Below are 22,089 nucleotides of genomic sequence, written 5' to 3'. Positions count from 1 at the left end.
ACGCACAATATGCCCGCATTGTGACTGGACATTGGCATTGTCACCAAATCAGCGACTCTTGCCATTCACCGTGCCGATTGATCTAACAACGGAAATCGCAGGAGTTCCCCATGGTCGATATCGCGACCCGTGTCTACAATCACAAATGGAAGATCGACCCGATTGTCCGGTCTTTGATCGACACGGACTTCTACAAACTGCTGATGTGCCAGTCAGTGTTTCGAAACAAGCCTCAAACCGATGTGGTGTTTTCCCTGATCAACCGGTCGAATCACGTGCCATTGGCCCGTTTGATCGACGAAGGCGAGCTGCGCGAACAGCTGGATCACATCCGCTCGCTCAGTCTCAGCCGGGGGGAAAGCACATGGCTGCGCGGCAACATGTTCTACGGCAAACGGCAGATGTTCCGCTCGGATTTCATGGAGTGGTTCGAGGACCTGCGCCTGCCCCCCTATCATCTGGAACGCAAGGGCGATCAGTACGAACTGACCTTCGAGGGCAAATGGCACGAGGTCATGCTGTGGGAAATCCCGGCGCTGGCGGTGCTGATGGAGCTGCGCTCGCGCGCGGTTCTGAACGGCATGCGCCGGTTCGAGCTGCAGGTGCTTTACGCCCGCGCGATGACGCGGGTTTGGGAAAAGATCGAGAAACTGGGCCGGATTGACGGGCTTGGGATCGCCGATTTCGGCACCCGGCGGCGGCATTCCTTCCTGTGGCAGGACTGGTGCGTGCAGGCGATGATCGAGGGGCTGGGATCCTCGTTCACCGGCACGTCCAACTGCCTGATCGCCATGCGGCGCGAGGTCGAGGCCATCGGCACCAATGCCCATGAGCTTCCGATGGTCTATTCCGCGCTGGCCGAGACAGACGAGGATCTGGCCCGGGCACCCTATGACGTGCTCAGCGACTGGCATGACGAACATGACGGCAATCTGCGCATCATTCTGCCCGACACGTACGGCACCAAGGGGTTTCTGGATCACGCGCCGGACTGGCTGGCGGGCTGGACCGGTATCCGCGTCGACAGCGGCGACCCGGCGGCTGCGGCTGAAATCGCAATCGATTGGTGGACCGCGCGCGGCGAGGACCCGGCAAACAAACGGATCATCTTTTCGGACGGGCTGGATGTCGAGAAAATTCAGGAACTGCACGCCCGGTTCGCGGGCCGCGCCAGTATCTCGTTTGGCTGGGGCACCTTGCTGACCAACGATTTCCGCGGGCTTGTTCCCGAGGATGGGCTGGCCCCCTTCTCGCTGGTCTGCAAGGCGGTTTCGGCAAACGGGCGACCAACGGTGAAACTGTCCGACAACCCGGAAAAGGCGATGGGTCCGGCGGACCAGATCGAGCGGTACAAACGGGTGTTCGGCGTGGGCGCACAGGAACCTATCGAAGTGATCGTCTGAGCGCATGCTCAGCCGTGATAGGCGGCCACCGTTTTCAGCTGGGAAAAGCCATAAAGCGCCTCGAACCCTTTTTCGCGGCCATGACCGGATTTTCCGACACCGCCAAAGGGCAGTTCAACGCCGCCTCCGGCCCCATAATTGTTGATGAACACCTGCCCTGATCGCAACCGTCTCGCCAGCCGCATCTGCCGCGCGCCGTCGCAGGTCCAGACGCTGGCGACAAGGCCGTACTCGGTGCTGTTGGCTATGGTCAGAGCCTGTTCTTCGGTTTCAAACGGGATCAGGACCTGCACCGGGCCAAAAATTTCCTCTTGCGCCAGAACGTGATCCGGCGGCACATCCGCGAACAATGTCGGCAGGACATAAGCGCCTGTCTCGGGCGTGTCCTCCACGATCTGCCCCTGCGCCGCGAGGGTCAGATCGGCCCCTTGCGCCAGATAACCAGTGACGATCTCTTTCTGCCGGTTCGAGATCAGCGGCCCGAAGCTCAGATCGGCTGTGGCGGGGCCCACTGTCAGCTGCGTATAGGCATCGGCCATGCGCGATTTGACCAGATCGTAGATACCGCGCTGCACCAGAATCCGGGACGAGGCGGAACAGGTCTGGCCCGCATTCTGAATGCCCGCATTCACCAGAAACGGCAGCGCCGCGTTCAGATCGGCGTCGTCGAAAACCAACTGAGGCGACTTGCCGCCCAGTTCCAGCGTCACCGGCACCACATTGCGCCCCGCCGCCTGTTGCACCAGCGCCCCGGTCGCGACCGACCCGGTGAACGAGATATGGTCGATACCCGGATGGCCCGACAGCGCCGCACCAGCCTCGGCCCCCAGACCGGGCACGACGTTCAGCGCACCCGCGGGCAGCCCGGCCTCGGTCGCCAGATGGGCGAAGGCGAGCGCGGTCAAACAGGCCTCTTCTGCCGGTTTCAGGACGCAGGCATTGCCCATCGCCAGCGCCGCACCGACCGAGCGGCCGATGATCTGCATCGGATAGTTCCACGGCACGATATGGCCCGTCACCCCATGCGGCTCGCGCAGGGTGTAGACGGTGTAGCCGTCCAGATAGGGGATGGTTTCGCCCATCACCTTGTCCGCCGCGCCGCCGTAGAACTCGCAATACCGCGCCAAAGCCACCGCATCCGCTCGCGCCTGCGTCAGCGGCTTGCCCACATCAAGCGCCTCGAGCAAGGCCAGATCGTCGAGCCGGTCCAGCACAAGCTGCCCGAGCCGGGCAAGGATGCGGCCCCGTTCCAGTGCGGTCATATGGCCCCATTCCCCGTCCCGCGCCGACTGCGCTGCCGCAACCGCCGCGTCCACATCTGGCGCACCGCCTCGTGCGATCCGGCACAGTTCGGCCCCGTCGGACGGGTTGACCAGCGGCAGGGTTTCACCGGGCACTGGCGGCACCCATGCGCCGCCGATCAGGCAGAGGCCGGGGTCGAACCAAAGCGGGTCAGTCATGTGGTTCTCCTTCTCATACAGGCTCTAAACAGGGGTTTCCATCAATCAAGCCGCCCCAAGAGTTTCCGGCAAGACAGGCGCGGCGTCGATCAGGGATCGGGTATAGGGGTGCTGCGGGTTTGCGAAGACCTGCGTAGTCTCCCCCTGTTCGACGATCTGCCCGGCCTGCATCACCAGAACGCGGTCGGTGATCGTGCGGACAACGCTCAGGTCATGGCTGATGAACAGATAGGTCAGATCATAAGCCGCGCAGAGCTCGGCCAGCAAATCCAGAACCTGCGCCCGGACCGAGACATCGAGGGCCGAGACCGCCTCGTCAAACAGGATCAGTTCAGGTCTGATGATCAGCGCCCGGGCGATAGCAATCCGCTGCCGCTGACCGCCTGAGAACTCGTGGATGTACTTGCCCGCATCATCGGGGCTGAGGCCCACGGCACTCAGCATCTCGGCCACGCGGTCCGTTTTCTCGGACCCGGTCGGCGGGTCGTCCAGCAGGTGAAACGGCTCGGTGATTAGGCGCGAGACCCTGTGGCGCGGGTTGAAGCTGCCGAACGGGTCCTGAAAAACGACTTGCATCTTGCGGCGCACTTCAAGGTTGGGCGTATGACCCGTAAAGACGGGCTGTCCGTTCAGCAAAATCTCGCCCCGCTGCACCTCTTCAAGGCCCAGAATGGCCCGTGTCAGGGTCGATTTCCCGCATCCTGATTCACCGACAAGCCCCAGACGCTCACCTTTGTTGAGGGTGAAGCTGACCTGATCGACGGCGCGATGATGGCCATGCGGGCCGAACAGGCCCTGACGCGGCAGGCGGTAGTCGCGCACGACATCTGTCACTTCAAGCAGGGGCACCGGCGGTGGTGCGGTGGGCAACGCGACCTGATGGCCCGAAGCCTCGAACAGCATGCGGGTGTAGGGGTGCTGCATATGGCGCAGCAGGTGATCCGTTGCCCCAGTTTCCACCACCTCGCCCCGGCGCATCACCACGATCCGGTCCGCCATATCGGCCACCACCGCCAGATCATGGGTGATCATCAGCAGACCCATCCCGTATTCCGACACCAGCCCTTTGAGCAGGTCCAGAATCCGCGCCTGCGTGGTGACGTCCAGCGCCGTTGTCGGCTCATCCGCGATCAGCAGGCGGGGGCGCAGGGCGATGGCCATGGCGATGACCACGCGCTGGCGCTGACCGCCGGACAGCTCATGCGGATAGCGCGACAGCGGGAACCGGTCGGGCGGCAGGCCTACACGGGTCAGCACCTCAGCCGCGCGGGCGCGGGCCTGCGCGGGCGGCATGGCTTTGTGGATCAGGATCGTCTCGGTCACCTGATCGCCGATGGTCTTGACCGGGTTCAGCGCCGTCATCGGTTCCTGAAACACCATGCCGATGGACGCGCCGCGCAGGTCGCACATGGCGGCCTCGGGCGTGGTCAGCACATCCTGCCCGTCCAGCCGGATCGCACCCGTTGCCTGTGCGCCGGTCGGCAGCAATTGCATCACGGCCAAGGCGGTCATGGATTTGCCCGATCCGCTTTCGCCCGTCACGGCCACGATCTGGCCCGGCGCGATGGACAGGCTGACCTGTTTCAGGATCGGCGCGCCGTGGATCGACACAGACAGGTTTTCGACCTCAAGCAAACTCATGCGCGCGCCACCCTGATCCTTGGGTCCAGCCAGTCTCGCAGCCCGTCGCCCAGCAGGTTCAGCCCCAGCACCGTGACGATGATCGCCAGCCCCGGAATCAGAGCCAAATGCGGGGCGAAACTGACCATTGTTTGCGCGTCCGCCAGCATCCGGCCCCAGCTTGGCGTCGGCGGCTGTGCGCCCAGACCGACATAGGACAGCCCGGCTTCGGCCAATATTCCCAGTGAAAACTGGATGGTCCCCTGCACGATCAGCAGGTTCGCGACATTGGGCAGGATGTGCTCCACCGATATTCGCGCCGCCCCTTTGCCCGCGACACGGGCGGCAAGGATGAACTCGCGCTCCCACAGCGACAGCGCAGCACCACGGGTGATGCGGGCGAAGACGGGGATGTTGAAGATGCCGATGGCGATGATGGCGTTGATCGCCCCGGCCCCGAACACCGCCGTGATCAGGATCGCGATGACCAGCGAGGGGAAGGCAAAGACCAGATCGTTGCCACGCATGATGACCTCATCCAGCCATGAGCCCTTGCGCGCCGCCGCCGTCAGGCCCAGCGGCACGCCTAAGCCGATGCCGATGACCACCGCCACCAGCGCCACGGCAATCGAGGTGCGCGCTCCCACCATGATCATCGAGAACATGTCGCGCCCGAAGTGATCCGTCCCGAACCAGTTCTGCGCGTTCGGGGTTTGCAGCTTGGACGCGATATTCAGCGCGGCGTGATCGGCCGGGGTCCAGACAAAGGACACAAGGGCGGCCAGCAGCACCAGCGAGGACAGGAAACCGCCGAGGATCAGGTTGCGGCTCATGTGCGGCTCCTGAGGCGGGGATCGACGGCGGCATAGGCCAGATCGACAAGGAAATTCACCGTGATGACGGCAAAGACCAGCAGCATCACCACCGATTCCACCACGATCAGGTCGCGGGCGGAAATGGCCTGAAACACCAGCCGGCCCAAACCGGGCAGATAAAACACCTGCTCGATGATGATCGACCCGGCCAGAAGGAAGGAAAATTGCAACCCGATGATGGTCAGCACCGGGATCAGCGCGTTGCGCACCCCGTGCCGCCACAGCGCCTGACGGCGCGAAAGACCCTTGGCGCGGGCGGTGCGCATGAAATCCTCGCCCAGAATATCCAGCAGGGACGATCGCATGACCCGCGCCAGAATCGCCGCCTGCGGCAGCGCCAGCGCAACGGCTGGCAGGGTCAGCGAACGCAGCCCGATCCAGAGCCCCTTGTCCCAGCCCGCGAACCCTCCGGCGTTGAACCAGCGCAGGTTGATGGCGAAGATCAGCACCAGCATCATGGCAAACCAGAAATTGGGCACCGCGATACCCAATTGCGTCGCCCCCATCACCGCCTGATCCCCCGCCTTGCCCCGGCGCGCGGCGGCGTAGATACCGGCGGGAAAGGCGATAAGCGTGGACAGGGTCAGCGCATACAGCGCCAGCGGCAGCGACACCCACAGCCGGTCCGCGATCATCTGCGACACCGGCGTGCGATAGGTGTAGGAGGTGCCGAAATCCCCCACCAGCATGCCGCCGGCCCAGTCGAAATACCGCTGCAGCTTGGGCACATCCAAACCCAACTCGGCCCGCAGCGCGGCCAGCGTGTCGGGCTGCGCGTTCACACCCAGCATGAAGGATGCCGGATCGCCCGGCGCGACCTCGATCACCGCAAAGATCACCACCGAGGCGACCGCCAGGCTGAGGATCAATGAGAGCAGGCGTTTGAGGGCATAGCGTAGCATCCCCGCCACGTTAGGGTCGCAGGCGACACGGGTCCAGCACCTAAGGCACCAGAAGATAGACGAAAACCGCGTAGCCGACGATGGCGGCATAGCCCAGCGGGTAAATCCACTTGATCGCGTAATTGTCCAGCGTGCGGGCCAGCCCCTCGCGCCCCGAGACCTTGAGCTTGCGCAGCGCCACGTTGAACACGATCAGCGCCCCGGTCATCAGGAACATCCATTGCAGGATGAAATCCAGAAAGGTCAGATAGCCCAGTTTTGGCAAATCCTCGGAAATCGCCCAGTTGAACGCCACGAAAACCAGCAGGTTGGCCCCGGCAATCTCGATCCGTTTGCGGTATTCATCCAGAAAGAACAGCGCCCAGCCGACGGTGATCAGGACCAGCATCGGCAGAAACACCCGGATGACATAATAGGTCTGGTGCCGGCTGCCCTGAAACGCCAGCGCCACCTGATCGCTGTCCCGCCCCGACAGGCCTTTGACCGTCGATGCCTCAAGCTGCGCGTTGCCGAGGATCCATTCCTCTTCGCCCAGCAGATCGCCAAGGCCCGAATGATCTTCGAGCGGGTAGTAGCTCACGTAATCCGACGGGAAAATCGAGACGACCTCGAAATAGAAATCCTGGGTATCGAACGGGTATTTGCGAAAATCAAAATGCGGCGCCTGCAGGGTGAGCGAGGATTTTTCCAGATAGACAACGCGCCCGTCAGATCGCAGCGAGGCCGCGGATTGGTGAATCCATTTGTTGGACTGCTGATTTTGAATGACAAACGCAGGCAGGACCGAACCGATCCGCGCCGCATGATCGGCAAGGTCTTTTGGGTTGAAGACCCGGATGTCGCGGCCCAGTTCTTCAGCATCGAAGGCCAAGGCGGGATCGGTCCATTCGACCCGCAGCACAACCACCGCCCCGTAGTTTTCGGCCTTTTGATCGACGCTGGTGATCTGGTCGATGCGGATACCGATCCCGACCTCAAGCGGGTTCTCGGGCGTCCCCGTCAGAGCGTCCAGCCGGCCCCCCAGCGCGCTCTGTGCGTCAGTCGGACCGACCGAAACAATTGTCAGGCAGGCCGCAAAGACAATCAGACAAAAGGCACGCAAAAAACACATTGGACAATCCGGGCTGGGCCAGCTTGGCGCCGGGGCCGCGCAAACGGCCCCGCCATAGTTATTCTGACCAGCTGATGGCGGTCAGATCAATTGCCGCCGTCGGCGCGTTTTCCCAAAGCCCCTGCACACCCGCCTTGGCGACGCCCAGCTTGGCCCACTGGAACAGGTAGCCGTTCACATAGTCGCTGGCGATCAGGCGCTGGGCCTCGCCCAGTATCCTGGCGCGCTCGTCCGGGTCGGTGGTGATGTTCAGCGTGTCCATCAGGGCCTGAAAATCGGTGCTGTCATACTGGAAATAATAGTCCGGGCGCGCATAGATGCCGATATCCATCGGCTCGGTATGGCTGACGATGGTCAGGCCGAAATCCTTGCCCTTGAACACCGATTCAAGCCATTGCGCCCATTCCACATTGATGATCTCGGCGGTGATCCCGACCTCGGCCAGTTGCGCCGCGACGATCTCTCCGCCGCGCCGGGCGTAAGATGGGGGCGGCAGGTGCAGCGTGGTCTCGAACCCGTTTTCAAACCCTGCCTCGGCCAGCAGGGCCCTGGCTTTTTCCGGGTCATAGGCCGATTCACCGGTCAGATCGACATAGGCCGGATGATGCGGCGCGAAATGGGTTCCGATCGGCGTGCCATAGCCGAACATCGCCCCGTCGATGATATCCTGACGGTTGATGGCATGGGCCAGCGCCTGACGGACGCGGATATCGTCAAAAGGGGCCCGCTTGTTGTTGGTGGACAGGATCGTCTCACCCTCGTTCGAGCCGACCAGAACCTGAAACCGCGGATCAGCCTCGAACTGAGGCAGATTTTCCGGTGCCGGGAAATTGTCGAAATAGTCCACATCTTCGGCCATCATGGCGGCAAAGGCCGCCGTGGGATCCGAGATGAACTTGAACGTCGCGGTCTCTAACGCGGGCTGTTCACCCCAATAATCGGGATTGCGGTTCAGCGTGATGCTGTCGCCCTGCACCCAGTTGCCAAAGGTAAAGGCCCCGGTGCCGACCGGGTTGGTCTTGATGTCGTCGATGCTTTCCGGGGCCACGATCACCGCGTCCCCCCAGGCCATGTTGAACAGGAAATTGCCATTGGGCTCGGACAGGGTGACCTTGACGGTCAGCGGATCGATGACCTCGACATTTTCGATCCCGGCAAACAGGGCTTTCTGCGCGTTGACGCTGTCTTCGGCGCGGGCTCGGTCAAGGCTGAATTTGACGTCCTCGGCATCCATCGTGGTGCCGTCATGAAAGGTCACGCCGTCGTGCAGCTTGAAGGTGAAGACCTTACCGTCATCCGATATTTCCCAGCTTTCCGCCAGCGCCGGTGCGATCGAGCCATCAGCCATGAACCGGGTCAGACCTTCGAAAATATTGGTGTAAACCACCGAATCGATGACCTGCGCCGCCGCGCTGGTCGGGTCCAGGTGCGGCGGTTCAAGCTGCACCGCGATGGTGATGTCGGATTTGGCCAGCGCCTGCGTGGCCATCACGCTGGCACCCAGCGCCAGGACCGAGGCAAATGACCGAAACATCTGCTTTGTCATGAAAATCTCTCCCCACTGAAAATGGATACCTGCTGTTTTGCAGGTTTTTCTGCCCTCAATGTCCCCGTAAACCCAAGGTCAATCAAGGAAATGTTCGCGCAACCGGGGTTTCTATCCCCTTGCCTGATCTGCTATGCCGCGCTGCAACATAAATGTCGCAGGAGCGAGCATGAGCGCCACCGCCCGCAAAAAAGCCCCGAATGCCGAGGATATCCGCGCCCGCAAAGGCAGCGATCCGCTGGTCAGTCTGACCGCCTACACAACCCCGATGGCAAGGCTGATGGATGCCCATTGCGACTTTGTTCTGGTCGGCGACAGCGTGGGCATGGTGCTGCACGGGCTGGAATCAACCCTTGGCGTGACGATGGAGATGATGATCCTGCACGGGCAGGCCGTCGCGCGTGGGTTGGAAAGCGCCATGATGGTCATCGACATGCCCTTTGCCAGCTACGAGCACGACCCGGCGCAGGCCTTCCGCAACGCCGCGCGGCTGATGTCGGAAACCGGCGCGGGCGCGGTCAAGCTGGAAGGCGGCGTGGAAATGGCCGACACCATCCGCTTTCTGGTCAAGCGCGGCATTCCGGTGATGGCGCATATCGGTCTGACCCCGCAATCGATCAACACCTTGGGTGGCTACAAGGTGCAGGGCCGCGACGAACAGGCCGAAGCAGTGCTGGCCGATGCCCGCGCCGTGGCCGAGGCAGGCGCGTTTTCGGTCGTGTTAGAGAAGGTTCCGCAGGGTCTGGCCAACCGGATCACGGCCGAGGTTGCGATCCCCACCATCGGCATCGGGGCCTCGGCCGGGTGTGACGGGCAGATTCTGGTGGTGGATGACATGCTGGGCTTTTTCACCGCGTTCAAACCGAAATTCGTCAAGCGCTATGCCGACCTCGGGCCGCTGGCCGAAGCCGCGATTGCCGAATACGCCGCCGAGGTGCGGGCGCGCAGTTTCCCGGCAGATGAACATGTGTTTGCCGATCAGGCCCCGGCCAGAGGCCGCAGCACATGACCGTTCAGATCCTGCGCCGCCTGACAGACCTGCGCGCGCTGACCACCGCATGGCACCGCGATGGCGAGGTGATCGGCGTCGTTCCCACAATGGGCGCGCTGCATCAGGGGCATCTGTCGCTGGTCGAGGCGGCCCGGGATGACTGCGACCGCGTGATCGTCACGATCTTTGTGAACCCCAAACAGTTCAACAACCCCGAAGACCTTGCCAATTATCCGCGCACCGAAACCGAGGATGCCCGAAAACTGGCCCCTTTCGGCGTGGACGCGATCTATGTGCCGGAACCGGAAGAGATTTACCCCGAGGGTTTTTCGACCACCGTCACGGTCTCGGGCCTAACCGATGTGATGGAGGGCCCCTTCCGTCCCGGACATTTCGACGGCGTGGCCACCGTGGTCGCCAAACTGTTCCTGCAGACGCAGGCAGACAGGGCCTATTTCGGGGAAAAGGACTATCAGCAACTGATGATCGTCCGCCGGATGGCCCGTGATCTGGACATTCCCATCGAGGTGATCGGCTGCCCCACGGTGCGGGAACCTTCGGGGCTGGCGATGTCGTCACGCAATCAACTGCTGTCTGCCGAGGGGTTGAAAATCGCCGCCAAGAAAAGCGAAATCATGCGCGAAATGGCCACCCGTCTGGCAGCGGGCGATGCCTTTGCGCCGCTGGCGCAGCAGGCCAAGGCGGACCTGATCGCTGCCGGGTTTACTGAGGTCGAATATATCGACCTGCGCTGTGCCGAGACCTTGCAGACGCTGGCCCATGCCTCGCGCCCGGCCCGCCTGTTCGTCACCGCCTGGGCCGATGGCGTTCGGCTGATCGACAACATCTCTGTTTCGCAGGCCTGATTTCCGCTCTGGCACCGGCGTGGCTGTTTGCGCTAAAGTCCCGCAAAACGACAAAGGGGAGGAGCGCAGGCATGACCTGTATTCTGGCAATCGATCAGGGCACAACGTCCTCGCGCGCGATATTGTTCGACGCGCAGATGCAGCGCATCGCCACCGCACAGCGCGAGTTTCCACAGCATTTCCCGCAGGAAGGTTGGGTCGAACATGACCCCGAGGATATCTGGGACAGCGTTCTGACCGTCTGCCGCGAGGTTATGGCGACGGCAAGTGTCTCTGCCGATCAGATCGCCGGGATCGGCATCACCAACCAGCGCGAAACCACCGTCATCTGGGACAAAGCGACCGGCAAACCGATCCACAACGCCATCGTCTGGCAGGACCGCCGCACCGCCGAGATTTGCGCCCATCTGCGACAGGCCGGGCACGAGGAGGATGTGACCGCCCGGACCGGGCTGCTGCTGGACCCCTATTTCTCGGGCACCAAGGTCAAATGGCTGCTCGACACGGTTCCGGGCGCCCGCGACCGCGCCGCGGCCGGAGAGCTTTTGTTCGGCACCATCGACAGCTTCCTGATCTGGCGGCTGACCGAAGGCCGCAGCCATGTAACGGATGCCACCAACGCCGCCCGTACCCTGCTGTTCGACATCCATCAGGGAGAGTGGAGCGCCGGGATTTGCGATCTGTTGGACGTGCCCTTGAAGATGCTGCCAGAAGTGAAGGATTGCGCCGCTGATTTCGGGAATACGACTCTATTTGGGGGAAACATCCCCATACTCGGCGTCGCGGGCGACCAGCAGGCGGCGACCATCGGGCAGGCCTGTTTCCAGCCCGGCATGATGAAATCCACTTATGGGACGGGCTGTTTTGCGCTGCTGAACACCGGGGCGCAGCCGGTCATGTCGAAAAACCGTCTGCTGACCACAATCGGTTACCAGTTGGACGGCCAACGGACCTATGCGCTGGAAGGGTCGATCTTCATCGCGGGCGCGGCGGTGCAATGGCTGCGGGATGCGCTGCAGATCATCGACGCGGCCCCGCAAAGCGGAGAATTGGCGGCGCAGGCCGACCCGAACCAGCATGTGGTGTTGGTTCCCGCCTTCACCGGCCTCGGCGCACCCTACTGGAAGCCGGACTGCCGGGGGGCGATGTTCGGGCTGACTCGCAACTCGGGCCGGGCCGAGATTGCCCGCGCCACGCTGGAAAGCATCGCTTTCCAGACCCGCGACCTGTGGCACGCGATGCAGGGCGACTGGGGATCGGACGCGGATGTCATCCTGCGCGTCGATGGCGGCATGAGCGCATCCGACTGGGCGATGCAGGGCCTGTCGAACTGTCTGGGCGCTCCGGTGGATCGCCCGGTGATGCAGGAAACCACCGCCTTGGGCGCGGCTTGGCTGGCCGGGATGAAAGCGGGGGTCTACCCGGATCAGGAGGGGTTTGCCGCAACATGGCAACTGGACCAGCGTTTTGAGCCCACGCAGCAACCAGACCAGCGCGACGCGGCTTACGCGCGCTGGCAGCGCGCGGTTCAGGCCACGATGGCGTTTTGATTGGGTAAGATTGGGTAGTGGGTGGTGTCTTTGGCACATTGAACATCCGCATTGAGCGACCCCGCGCGATGTCGGTTATGCGGACCGGAGCAGACGTAAGGCGTTTTCGGTTGACCAGTGGCTGAACCAGAGTGGGACCTCTCGCCGTCGTTTGCTGGTTGCGTCCTCCATCCGATTCATCTCCGCTGGTCCGAACATCAATCGATTAGCTTGCCGCACAGTGTTCTTAAAGTTGTCGGAAACGCGCTCTTGGCACCAATTCACAAAACTATTTTGCAACTCGAATCTTCAGCAGAGTCTTGCTAAGGCGTTTTTGTACAGTGCTAACTGAACTTTGGGCCCCGCGCAGCGCGTTTTCATGTGCCGTTTGTCCCGTTTCGTGATAGAGAGCCGCAGCCGCATCAAGCTCGCCCTCTGCAACCATGTCCGCAATCCGCGGTGCCAGCGAGACAAGAACATCCAAGTTCGCCATCGTGACCTCGGCACTCTTTAATTCGTCCTCGGTCGCGACTTTGCTTTTCATGATACTGCTATTCGCCCATGCGATCTCTAACTGTACATCCTCAGACGTACTGCGGATCATATAGGCGTTTGAGCTGCTGCCATCAGGGGCATTGTTAAATTCTACTACGTCCCAACCACCACGCTCTGCTTCGACGGCATAGACAAGGAAGTAGTTCATCTGGCTTGTCATCCGTTCCAGCGTCTGGAAGTTAGTCAGCAATCGCAATTCTGCGGAAGCTTTTGCGGCCAGTTCCTTGACGGACTCCTGAGCGTTAGATGGAAGGACCGAAGCACTGAAAAAAAAGCCTATTGCTGTGGCCACGACAAGAAAACGCATGATCAATCCTCTTGAAGTTTAAAGCGTAACAATGGCGATGTTTCGACCACTTGGCAAATGCGCAGGCCGATGGGGCACGACCAACCGATTGACCGCTTTAGACTCAAAGCCGACACTCCTGACAAGCGTATCGATGCAAAAGGCTCACTTCCGGACGTTTGGCTCAAAGCCTTCGGACGTTCTGCAATCGAACATCATACGCCTCACCGCAAAAGTGAACGATGTATTCAGCCCTAGCTGTGATCCTTCATCAGCCGCTGCTTCTGGCGTGACCAGTCGCGTTTGGCCTGCGTTTCGCGCTTGTCGTGCAGTTTTTTGCCCTTGGCGATGCCAATCTTCAGCTTCGCCCTGCCCTTGTGGTTGAAATACAGCACCAGCGGCACCAGCGTCATGCCCTTGCGCTGGGTCGCGTTCCACAGGTTCGACAGTTCCTTGCGTGACACCAGCAGCTTGCGGCGGCGGCGTTCCTCGTGCTTGAAGACCTTGGCCTGTTCATAGGGCGCGATGTAGCTGTTGATCAGCCACAGCTCTCCGTCATCGACCGAAGCGTAGCTTTCGGCGATGTTCGAGCCGCCCGCCCGCAGGGATTTGACCTCGGACCCTTCCAGCACGATGCCGCATTCGAGATCGTCCTCGATCGCGTAATCGAAGCGCGCCCGCCGGTTTTCGGCGATCACTTTGTAATTCGGGTCTGTTTTCTGCTTTTGCTTGGCCATGACGCGTTGATCTATGCCGCTTCAGCCGCCCTTGCAAGCGCTTGCGCTCAGGTCTTGGCCGAGATGATCAGATCGGGGCCGAAAATCGTATCGGCGTGATTGTGCAGATAGATCTTGAGCCAGGGCGTGAACCGGTCGGGATGGCGCGCCACCTCGGCCAGCAGATCGTGGTAATCGATCCAGCGGATATCCATCACTTCGCTTGGATTAGGCTCGATTTTCAGCGGGCCGCGCACATGGGCCAGAAACACGTCGACCACTTCGTTTTCGACCATGCTGTTGCCCACATCCGCGTGGTATTCCAGCCGATGCCGGTATTCGGGGTATAGGCCGGTGATCCCCAACTCCTCGCGCAGGCGGCGCACCGCGCAGGCGGACGAGCTTTCGTTCCAGTCGGGATGGGTGCAGCAGGTATTCGCCCAAAGGCCGGGGGTGTGGTATTTGCCCAGCGCCCGGCGCTGCAGCAGAATTTCGGTGCCCCGCACGACAAAGACCGACACCGCCTTGTGCTTGAGGCCCCTCTCATGCGCCTCGAGCTTGTCTACGGGGGCCAGTACTCCGTCCACCCAGGCCGGGATCATGATTCCCATCTTTCGTCTCCTGCTGCCGATCCGCCTGCCCGGCGGGAATGTAGGATTGTGCTGCGGCCGGATCGGCTTGGCGTTGCGGTGCATGATCTGTTGCGCCGCCGACCCCAAAGTGGCCGCGATGCTGCATCAGATCAACCGCACGAAAGGCCGCAGGGGCTGCGGCCTTTCGTCCTTGATGGTCATGTCCTTGGGGTCAGGCGTTATTCGCCGGATACGCTGAGGATATAGGCGTACACGTCCTCGCCGCCTTTTTTCAGCTTGAACGTCATTTTCGACTTGGCCGATGTTTCGCCCAGATAGTCTTTCAGAAACGCTTTGGGGTCCTGCGAATAGGCGACAAAGGTTTCTTCATCCCAGACCAGCCCGTTTTCACCCGCCGCAACGATGCTGTCCCCGTATTTGAACCCTTCAAACGTACCAGCCGTGCGGCCTTCGATCCCATACAGGTTCGGGCCGGTTTTGCCGCCTTTGACAATCACTTCACCCGCGGGGTCCGCGATCATGTGGCAGGATTTGCACTTGTTGAAGGTCTTCTTGCCAGCTTCTGCGTCACCTTCGGCATAAGCGGGTACGGCCAGCAGGCCGACAATTGCAGTAGCGAGGATGCGATTCATAGTCATAGCTCCAATACAGTTTGGCTGCCAAGACAGGACCGCCGAGACAGCAGAGAGTCAACGCGCGGATTGCCGCGTGGTGGCTCTTGGTAGCGGCAGCAATTTCGCCGCGCCTTAACTTATGTCATGTAATTCGGACCAGCAGGGCAAAAGGTCACCCGGGGCAGGCGACGCCATGTAAACCGCCCGCGCAATCGCCCGCGCCAGACACAGCGAAGCCGCATGCCCGATCAGGCCTAGCTGCGCATCTGTGTCGGGTACACGCTGTCCGGCACTGACCCCGAACACCAGATCGCCGTCGCCGGGCGTGTGCGATGGGACAACCGAACGGGCGATGCCGTCATGGGCGGCGACGGCCATGCGGTGGCACTGCGCTTTGGTCAGACGCGCATCGGTGGCGACGATGGCGATTGTCGTGTTGCCACGCTCGGCATTGGCCGGTCCGACAAGCTGCGCCTTGCGGCTGACAGGGGCGCGGCCAAGGCCCGATGCAGGGTCTGGTCCCAGCCCGCCGAATTCATCGCCGACCTCGAAAGGTGCGGCCCAGAAATGCCGGTCGCCGGGCGTCGTGACACTGCCCAGCGGATTGGCGGCCACCAGCGCGCCGACCGTGATGCCGCCATCCAGCACCAATGAGGCCGAACCGAGCCCGCCCTTATGCATCGCCGCAAGCGCCCCGGTTCCTGCGCCAACCGATCCCAAAGCGAAATCCCGGGCTGCGTTTTCAAAACCGGTCCGGCCCAGGGCACGATAGGGGTTTTCAGACCAGTTCTTGTCGCCGCCGTTCAGCAGGTCGAACAGGATCGCGCCAGGAACAATCGGCACTCTGACTTCGCCAACCGGATAGCCCCGGCCCTGCGCCCTGAGCGCGTCCGACACCCCGGAACAGGCGTCCAGCCCGAAAGCCGAGCCCCCGGAGAGCGTGATCGCATCCACGTGTGAGACGGATTTGTCCGGGGCCAGCAAATCGGTTTCCCGTGTTCCGGGCGCGCCGCCCATCACGTGAACCGAAGCGGTGAAGGGCTGATCCGCTGTCAGGACAGTTGTGCCCGATTTCAGCGCGGCGTCCTGCGCGTTGCCGACCTTCAGGCCGGGGATATCGGTGATCAGGTTGCGGGGTCCAGGGGTCATTTTGATCTTTACTGTGGGCGGGGAAGCGCGCGGGCGCGCGCTGCCTTCGGCGAGAGTATTTGTGAAAAGATGAAGGGACGGGTCAGATGCATCGGCCTCCGTCCACTTCAAGCGCCGCGCCGGTGATCATGCTGGCCTCGTCCGAGCACAGGAACAGGGCGGCGTTGGCCATGTCTTCGGGGGTCGAGAAGCGGCCCAGCGGGATGGTCGACAGGAATTTGGCGCGAATCTCGGGCGTGTCTTCGCCCATGAAGGATTTGAGCAGGGGCGTTTCGCCCGCCACCGGGCAGATCGCGTTGACGCGGACGCCCGAGGGGGCGAGTTCCACCGCCATCGTTTTCGTCGCGGTAATCATCCAGCCTTTGGAGGCATTGTACCAGTTCAGGTTCGGGCGCGGCGACAGGCCAGCGGTTGAGGCCACGTTCAGGATTGCTCCGGCACCGCGCTGTTTCATCGCAGGCACGAAGGCGCGTGCCGTCAGATAGACCGATTTCATGTTCACGCCGAACACGCGGTCGAAGTCGTCTTCGCTGACCTCTTCCAGCGGGGTCGGCAGGTGGGTGATGCCTGCGTTGTTGACCAGAATATCAAGCGCGCCGAACCGGTCGCGGGCGGCATCGGCCAGGGTCTGCACGGATGCGCTATCGGACACATCGACCTGCTGCGGGCTGGCCTGCGCGCCCAAAGCGGCGGCCATGTCCTGCGCCGCGGTGCCGTTGATATCGGCGATGATCACCTGCGCGCCCTCGGCCACGAATCGCTGCGCGATGCCTGCGCCAAACCCCGACGCGCCGCCTGTCACGATTGCGGTTTTTCCCTCAAGCCGCATGGCTTAACCTCCCCGTCGCCTGTACGCGGCAGAGTAGCGATGCCCCGGCGAGATACCAGTTCAATCTTCCGACACCTTGCCGCGCAGTGCTTTGACGTCGGAACGCGCTTTCTTTGCCGCCAGCCGCCGTTTCACCGAGCCATAGGTGGGCTTGGTGGCGATCCGGCGTTTCGGTTTGACCAGCGCGCGGGTGATCAGGTCGGCCAGACGGGTGCGGGCAATCTCGCGATTGCGGGCCTGGCTGCGGGTTTCCTCGCACTGGATGATGATCGCGCCATCCTTGGTCCAGCGGCGACCGGCCAGCCGTTTCAGCCGCGATTTGACCGGATCGGGCAAAGAGGGCGAGCGCGCAGCCTCGAACCGCAGTTCCACAGCGGTCGAAACCTTGTTCACGTTCTGCCCGCCGGGACCGGAGGAGCGTACAAAGCTCTCGGTCACTTCCCAGTCCTGCAGGATGATATCGTCGGTGATGCGCAACATGAGGCGGACCTTACCTGCCACGCGCGGAAACAGAAAGGGCCGCCCCGGCGGGACGGCCCTTCGAAAGTTCAGGAGGTCGGGTCGGTTAGATCAATCGACCAGCCGGAGCGAACGCTCCGCCAAGGGCTGCCCTAGCAGGCGATCCCCCCGGTTGTTCCGACACCTCTCTCCAATCTCTTTCTCGACACTGGATCACCTCCTTTTCTAGCTGTTGCGGTTACCTTTGAGAGTGACACAAGTTGTGCCAATCTCAAAGCGTTTTCTTACGCGGGCTGTGCGGCGGTCAGGCGGGCGACAATCACCTTGAACGGGATCAGGGCGATCAGCGCCAGCGACAGTTTCACCAGCCAGTCGGCAAAGGCCAGCGTCACCCACAGCGGGGCCATCGGGCCGGACAGCATGAAGGGCACCGGTTCCCACGCCCAGTTGATCGCGGCGTCGGCATTGGCCCCAAAGAATGTGACCGAGGCGGAAAAGGCGATGGTGAAGAACAGCGCGGTGTCCAGCGCCGAGCCCACAAGGGTCGACACCAGCGGCGCGCGCCACCAGCGGCCGCCGCGCAGCGAATTGAACACGGTCACGTCGGTCAGTTGCGCGATCAGGAAGGCGGTACCCGAAGCCACGGCAATCCGCAGCGGCACGGCGGCATAGGTGAAGCCATCGCCCTGCAGCATGATCTGGCTGCCGATCAACGAGCAGATGATGCCGGTGATGAAGCCTGCGAAAACGACCTTGCGGGCAGTGGCCACGCCGTAGACGCGGTTCATGATGTCGGTGACCAGAAAGGCCAGCGGATAGGTGAAGGCACCCCAGGTCAACAGCCCGTCAAAGATCAGGAACTGGACCAGAATGTTCGAGGCCACGACGATGGCGGCCATGGCAAGGATGCCGGGAATGTAAGCGCGTTGCATGTTTTGATGCCCGTTTTGACAAGGTAGCGGCGACTTGGCCAAGGGCTCATCCCAAGGCAGGCCGTGCGTTTAGACCTTTGCAGGGGCCCTGTCAATCGGGCAGCAGATATTCGACCAGTTCGGTGCGCTGCAGGGACAGAAAGTTATCGTCCGAGATCATCGTGGCGCGCAGCCGGCCCTGATCGTCGCGCCAGACCGACAGCCCTTCGAGGTTGTCATGGGTGCCGGTGGCGGTTTCAAACAGAACCTCCTCGGCACTGGGTTGGTCGTCGGTGAGGGTCCAGCGCCGCAGGCGCGACCGGAAGCCGGGCACGGACACCGCGCGTTCCAACACATAAAACCGCCCGTCCGGGCCGAAATCGGCGGATACGGGCAGGAACTTGCCCCGCTGCGGCAGAACAAAAGGCGTGGTCCACACCCGCCCGTCCCAGCGGTACACCGGGATGTCGCCCTGTTCGGTGCGGCTTTTTTCGGTCAGGGTGTAAAGACGGGCCTGGTCGTCGATGGCCAGCCCCTCGAACGAACCATTGCCATCCAGCCGGTCAAACGCCGCAGGGCGTGGCAGAACGCGGGCCGTGCTGCCCGGTGCCGCGTAATAGGCCACGCGGTGGACCCCTTCGAACGAGATGTAGAAGCCGCCATCCGGCGCAATCGCGATCCCCTCGGAATCGCCGACATAGCCCGGCAGTCTGCGCCCGGTGCTGGACAGAACCGGCCAATGTTCTGAAATCCGAAGGCCCGTGATCCGGTCCCCGTCCCGTTCGATCTGCGCCGAGGCCAACAGGGCGCGGTCGCTCAGCACCATCGCGTCGCGCCCGTCCGCTGAGAGATGCAGCGCCGAGAACCCTCCGAACCAATCGGCGCTGTGGTGCCACGTAAAACTGTCCAGCAGGGTTGCGGTTTTGACCTCAACCGCCTGCACAGGCAGGGCCAGCAGCAAAGCCGCAATCAGTTGGACTGCAAAACAGCGGCGCATTGCTGGGGCAGATCGGCCAGCCGGTATTCCCGGCGTTTCTTGGGCGGCGGGGCGTTCGGGTCGGGGGGCGGCGGGTTCAGGATATTCTGCACCCATTGCTGCGCCTCGGCGCAGCCATCGCCCTTGGGCGGCGGGTCCTGATTGACGCAGCCGCGCGAGCCGCGCGGGCATTTCAGGCGCACGTGGAAATGATAGTGATGCCCCCACCACGGCCTGATTTTGCGCAGATAGGCCTTGTTGCCCTTTTCATCGTTGCACATCTGAACTTTGGCGCCGGGAAAGACAAAGATCCGCGCCACGCGCTTGTCCTTTGCGGCCTCGCGCAGCACCGCATGATGCTGTTTGGTCCAGTTGCCGTTCACATAAGCCCCGCCCGCGCGGCGCAGGGAGATGGACGAGATATTCTCGCGCGCCTTGCGGCTCAGCCGCATGTTGTCGCCGGGCAGCATCCAGATATCGATATCCAGACCCAGCTGATGCGAGCGATGGCCCGAGGTCATCGGCCCGCCCCGCGGCTGGCTGATATCCCCGACATAAAGCCCGTTCCACCCCGGCTGTTTCGCCGCAAACTTACTCAGGTCCTGTACATAGTCGATCGCCTGCGGATGCCCCCAGTTGCGGTTGCGTGACAGGCGCATGGCCTGCCATGTCGGCCCCGTTTCCGGCAACTGCACCGACCCGGCGGCGCAACCGCGCGAATAACTGCCGAAAGCGGCCGGTTTTTGCTGCGAGTTGACCTTTTGCGCCCCGAACAATTGCTTGGCCAAGGGTTGCGCACCCGCCGCCCCGGCCAGTGTCATTGCGGCCAGAACGGCCAGAAAACGTAATAAAATCATCTGCTCTGATCCCCTTCCGGCCTCACCCAGCGCATCAGGATTAGGCCCAGAATAAACAACCCGATGATCGGTGACACCCCCAGACGCGCGTCTCCGGTCACGGTTGTGGCAATCCCGATCAGCAGCGGCGCGGCAAAGGCGGTGGCGCGGCCCGACAGGCCATAAAGGCCAAAGCTTTCCACCGGCGCGTCGGGATCGGTATGGCGCACCATCAGCGACCGGCTGGCCGATTGCAGGATGCCACCCATGCCCCCGATCAGGATGCCGCAGCCAAAGAACACGATGTCCGGCAGGCCCGATCCTGCGGGCAGCGAGATGCCGAAAATCTGCGTCCGGTCCATCGACACAACGGTCAGGCAGACAAAGATCAGCACCCAGATCGCCACCAGAATCACCGGTTTAGGGCCGTATTTCTTGTCCGCCTTGCCTCCGATCCAGGCAAAGAGGGCCGAGGCCAGAACGCTGACAATGCCAAAGACGCCGATCTTGATCAGCCCCCATTCCAGCACCAGCCGCGCATAGATGCCACCGAAGCTGTAAAGCCCGTTCAGCGCATCGCGGTAGAACATGGACGAGCCCAGATAGGTCGCCAGACTGACCCGGTGGCGCAGGTCGGAGATGGATTTGCCCAACAGCCGCAGCGCCTGACCCAGCGATCCCTGCTTGCCGCTGTCCGGATCATCCCGCACCCACAGGAAGTACGGCACCATGAACAGGATGAACCAAATGGCGGTAAACGGCCCGACGAACCGCGTGCCCTGCTGCTGCGCCGCGTCCAGCCCAAAGGCCGGATCAATCCCGATCAGGGTCTTGCCGTTGGGCTGTTCGACAAACAGCGTCAACATGATCGCCAATGAGATCAGCCCGCCGAAATAGCCAAAGGCAAAGCCCGAACCCGAAATCTCACCCACCTCATCGTCATCGCCCAGTTCGGGCAGTTGCGAGTTGATGAAGATCAGCGCGTATTCGGCCCCCACAAAGCCCAAACCAAAGGCCGACAGCATCAGCCACATATTCGACCCGTCCGGCATCGTGTACCACAGCGCGGCCGAGCCCACCGCGTACATCACCGAAAACGCGAAAATCCACGGGATACGCCGCCCCGAGACATCCGCCATCGCGCCCAGAAAGGGGGCCCCGAACGCGATGATCAATCCGGTTATGGTCAGGCAGTTGGCCCAGACCGTCTGCGCCCGCGCTGCCGCCGCCTGCGCATCCAGACCGGTGCCTGCGAAATACCCCGCCGCAACCCCGGCAAAGTAGGGCCCGAACACAAATGTCACCAGCAATGAGTGATAGGGCTGCGATGCCCAGTCAAAAAACCACCAGCCCCAAATGCGCCTGCGCCTGGAAATCTCAGCCATGACTGCCCCTGTTATCGTTGATTTCATAAGACGGGGCTTTGGGGCAATTCGCAAGCGTTCTGTTGGCGCGCACTTGCTCTTTGACGCGGGGGCGCTTAGGTCTCAGGGCAATTGAAGACCGGAGGGCCCATGCTGTCGCTGATCCAAATCCTGCTGCTGATCCTGGACATTGTCTGGTTCATCATCCTTGCCCATGTGATCATGAGCTGGCTGATCAACTTTCAGGTGCTGAACCTGCATCAGCAACTGGTGGCGCAAATCTGGTACGGGCTGAACCGCTTGTTAGAGCCTATCTATGGCCCGATCCGCCGTATCCTGCCGAATATGGGCGGGCTGGATCTGACGCCTCTGGTCGTTCTGATTGCGGTTTACGCGCTGCGGATCATCCTGATCAACAATGCGGTCTATTTCGTCTGACCTCTTGTTCACCGAATCTTAGTATGTGATTGTCCTGTCTTAAGAGCAGATAAACCTTAA

Annotated in this window: 22 protein-coding genes; 5 read left to right on the top strand and 17 right to left on the bottom strand. The window is 62.0% G+C overall.

What is annotated here, in order from left to right; genetic code table 11:
• The first annotated feature begins 110 nt into the window (after positions 1-110).
• Positions 111-1,403 carry a nicotinate phosphoribosyltransferase gene (gene pncB, locus ACR0EZ_RS07735; RefSeq protein WP_480612075.1) on the top strand — a complete coding sequence of 431 codons (1,293 nt, stop codon included), beginning with the start codon at positions 111-113 and terminating at the stop codon, positions 1,401-1,403.
• A gap of 8 nt (positions 1,404-1,411) precedes the next feature.
• On the opposite strand, the gene ACR0EZ_RS07730 is transcribed toward pncB, so the two are convergent.
• Genes ACR0EZ_RS07730 through ACR0EZ_RS07705 form a run of 6 tightly spaced genes read right to left on the bottom strand, consistent with a single transcriptional unit; the run spans position 1,412 to position 8,917 of the window.
• Positions 1,412-2,863 (bottom strand): aldehyde dehydrogenase family protein, encoded by a 1,452-nt coding sequence (locus ACR0EZ_RS07730; RefSeq protein ID WP_480612074.1) that lies wholly within the window; start codon positions 2,861-2,863, stop codon positions 1,412-1,414.
• Positions 2,864-2,908: 45 nt separating this feature from the next.
• Positions 2,909-4,504 carry an ABC transporter ATP-binding protein gene (locus ACR0EZ_RS07725; RefSeq protein ID WP_480612073.1) on the bottom strand — a complete coding sequence of 532 codons (1,596 nt, stop codon included), beginning with the start codon at positions 4,502-4,504 and terminating at the stop codon, positions 2,909-2,911.
• Positions 4,501-5,316, bottom strand: coding sequence for an ABC transporter permease (locus tag ACR0EZ_RS07720; RefSeq protein ID WP_480612072.1), 816 nt, complete (start codon positions 5,314-5,316; stop codon positions 4,501-4,503). Before ACR0EZ_RS07720 ends, ACR0EZ_RS07725 begins: the two co-directional genes overlap by 4 nt.
• Positions 5,313-6,260 (bottom strand): ABC transporter permease, encoded by a 948-nt coding sequence (locus tag ACR0EZ_RS07715; protein WP_480612071.1) that lies wholly within the window; start codon positions 6,258-6,260, stop codon positions 5,313-5,315. The genes ACR0EZ_RS07720 and ACR0EZ_RS07715 overlap by 4 nt, the downstream gene beginning before the upstream one ends.
• Positions 6,261-6,300: 40 nt before the next feature.
• Complete coding sequence (locus tag ACR0EZ_RS07710; protein WP_480612070.1) at positions 6,301-7,371, bottom strand: ligand-gated ion channel; 1,071 nt, start codon at positions 7,369-7,371, stop codon at positions 6,301-6,303.
• A gap of 58 nt (positions 7,372-7,429) precedes the next feature.
• Complete coding sequence (locus ACR0EZ_RS07705) at positions 7,430-8,917, bottom strand: ABC transporter substrate-binding protein (protein ID WP_480612069.1); 1,488 nt, start codon at positions 8,915-8,917, stop codon at positions 7,430-7,432.
• Positions 8,918-9,086: 169 nt separating this feature from the next.
• Here ACR0EZ_RS07705 and panB point away from each other — a divergent pair, with 169 nt between their 5' ends.
• The 3 genes from panB to glpK all read left to right on the top strand — a co-directional run bounded on the left by panB (position 9,087) and on the right by glpK (position 12,324).
• Complete coding sequence (panB, locus tag ACR0EZ_RS07700; protein WP_480612068.1) at positions 9,087-9,926, top strand: 3-methyl-2-oxobutanoate hydroxymethyltransferase; 840 nt, start codon at positions 9,087-9,089, stop codon at positions 9,924-9,926.
• The gene (panC, locus tag ACR0EZ_RS07695) at positions 9,923-10,774 is read left to right on the top strand and encodes a pantoate--beta-alanine ligase (protein WP_480612067.1); all 852 of its coding nucleotides are present in this window, start codon (positions 9,923-9,925) and stop codon (positions 10,772-10,774) included. Before panB ends, panC begins: the two co-directional genes overlap by 4 nt.
• 71 nt (positions 10,775-10,845) lie before the next feature.
• Entirely contained in the window at positions 10,846-12,324 is a 1,479-nt protein-coding gene (gene glpK / locus ACR0EZ_RS07690; RefSeq protein WP_480612066.1) for a glycerol kinase GlpK, read from the top strand.
• Between the two features lie 268 nt (positions 12,325-12,592).
• On the opposite strand, the gene ACR0EZ_RS07685 is transcribed toward glpK, so the two are convergent.
• From ACR0EZ_RS07685 to ACR0EZ_RS07635, 11 genes are all read right to left on the bottom strand, one after another.
• Positions 12,593-13,165 carry a hypothetical protein gene (locus tag ACR0EZ_RS07685; protein WP_480612065.1) on the bottom strand — a complete coding sequence of 191 codons (573 nt, stop codon included), beginning with the start codon at positions 13,163-13,165 and terminating at the stop codon, positions 12,593-12,595.
• 233 nt (positions 13,166-13,398) lie between these two features.
• Positions 13,399-13,881: an SsrA-binding protein SmpB gene (gene smpB / locus ACR0EZ_RS07680; RefSeq protein ID WP_480612064.1), complete on the bottom strand. Its 483-nt coding sequence runs from the start codon at positions 13,879-13,881 to the stop codon at positions 13,399-13,401.
• Positions 13,882-13,928: 47 nt separating this feature from the next.
• Positions 13,929-14,471 carry an isopentenyl-diphosphate Delta-isomerase gene (idi, locus tag ACR0EZ_RS07675; RefSeq protein WP_480612063.1) on the bottom strand — a complete coding sequence of 181 codons (543 nt, stop codon included), beginning with the start codon at positions 14,469-14,471 and terminating at the stop codon, positions 13,929-13,931.
• A 200-nt stretch (positions 14,472-14,671) separates the two neighbouring features.
• Positions 14,672-15,085, bottom strand: coding sequence for a c-type cytochrome (locus tag ACR0EZ_RS07670; RefSeq protein ID WP_480612062.1), 414 nt, complete (start codon positions 15,083-15,085; stop codon positions 14,672-14,674).
• Positions 15,086-15,199: 114 nt separating this feature from the next.
• Positions 15,200-16,216 (bottom strand): P1 family peptidase, encoded by a 1,017-nt coding sequence (locus ACR0EZ_RS07665; protein ID WP_480612061.1) that lies wholly within the window; start codon positions 16,214-16,216, stop codon positions 15,200-15,202.
• Between the two features lie 82 nt (positions 16,217-16,298).
• Positions 16,299-17,045, bottom strand: a complete 747-nt coding sequence (locus ACR0EZ_RS07660) for an SDR family oxidoreductase (RefSeq protein ID WP_480612060.1) — start codon at positions 17,043-17,045, stop codon at positions 16,299-16,301.
• A gap of 60 nt (positions 17,046-17,105) precedes the next feature.
• Complete coding sequence (gene arfB, locus ACR0EZ_RS07655) at positions 17,106-17,525, bottom strand: alternative ribosome rescue aminoacyl-tRNA hydrolase ArfB (RefSeq protein ID WP_480612059.1); 420 nt, start codon at positions 17,523-17,525, stop codon at positions 17,106-17,108.
• Between the two features lie 263 nt (positions 17,526-17,788).
• The gene (locus ACR0EZ_RS07650; protein WP_480612058.1) at positions 17,789-18,436 is read right to left on the bottom strand and encodes a queuosine precursor transporter; all 648 of its coding nucleotides are present in this window, start codon (positions 18,434-18,436) and stop codon (positions 17,789-17,791) included.
• Positions 18,437-18,527: 91 nt separating this feature from the next.
• Entirely contained in the window at positions 18,528-19,412 is an 885-nt protein-coding gene (locus ACR0EZ_RS07645) for an esterase-like activity of phytase family protein (protein WP_480612057.1), read from the bottom strand.
• On the bottom strand, positions 19,385-20,248 hold the full coding sequence (gene mepA, locus ACR0EZ_RS07640) for a penicillin-insensitive murein endopeptidase (protein ID WP_480612056.1): 864 nt from the start codon (positions 20,246-20,248) through the stop codon (positions 19,385-19,387). The genes ACR0EZ_RS07645 and mepA overlap by 28 nt, the downstream gene beginning before the upstream one ends.
• A complete protein-coding gene (locus ACR0EZ_RS07635; protein ID WP_480612055.1) occupies positions 20,245-21,612 on the bottom strand; it encodes an MFS transporter in 1,368 nt (455 codons plus the stop codon). Before ACR0EZ_RS07635 ends, mepA begins: the two co-directional genes overlap by 4 nt.
• Before the next feature lie 129 nt (positions 21,613-21,741).
• Between ACR0EZ_RS07635 and ACR0EZ_RS07630 the strand changes: the two genes are divergently transcribed.
• The gene (locus tag ACR0EZ_RS07630) at positions 21,742-22,029 is read left to right on the top strand and encodes a YggT family protein (RefSeq protein ID WP_480612054.1); all 288 of its coding nucleotides are present in this window, start codon (positions 21,742-21,744) and stop codon (positions 22,027-22,029) included.
• Positions 22,030-22,089: the final 60 nt, after the last annotated feature.

This window comes from Ruegeria sp. AK4 (assembly GCF_056541025.1).
The sequence above is the reverse complement of the archived record's forward strand: the minus strand, read 5'-3'. Positions and strand labels throughout refer to the sequence as shown.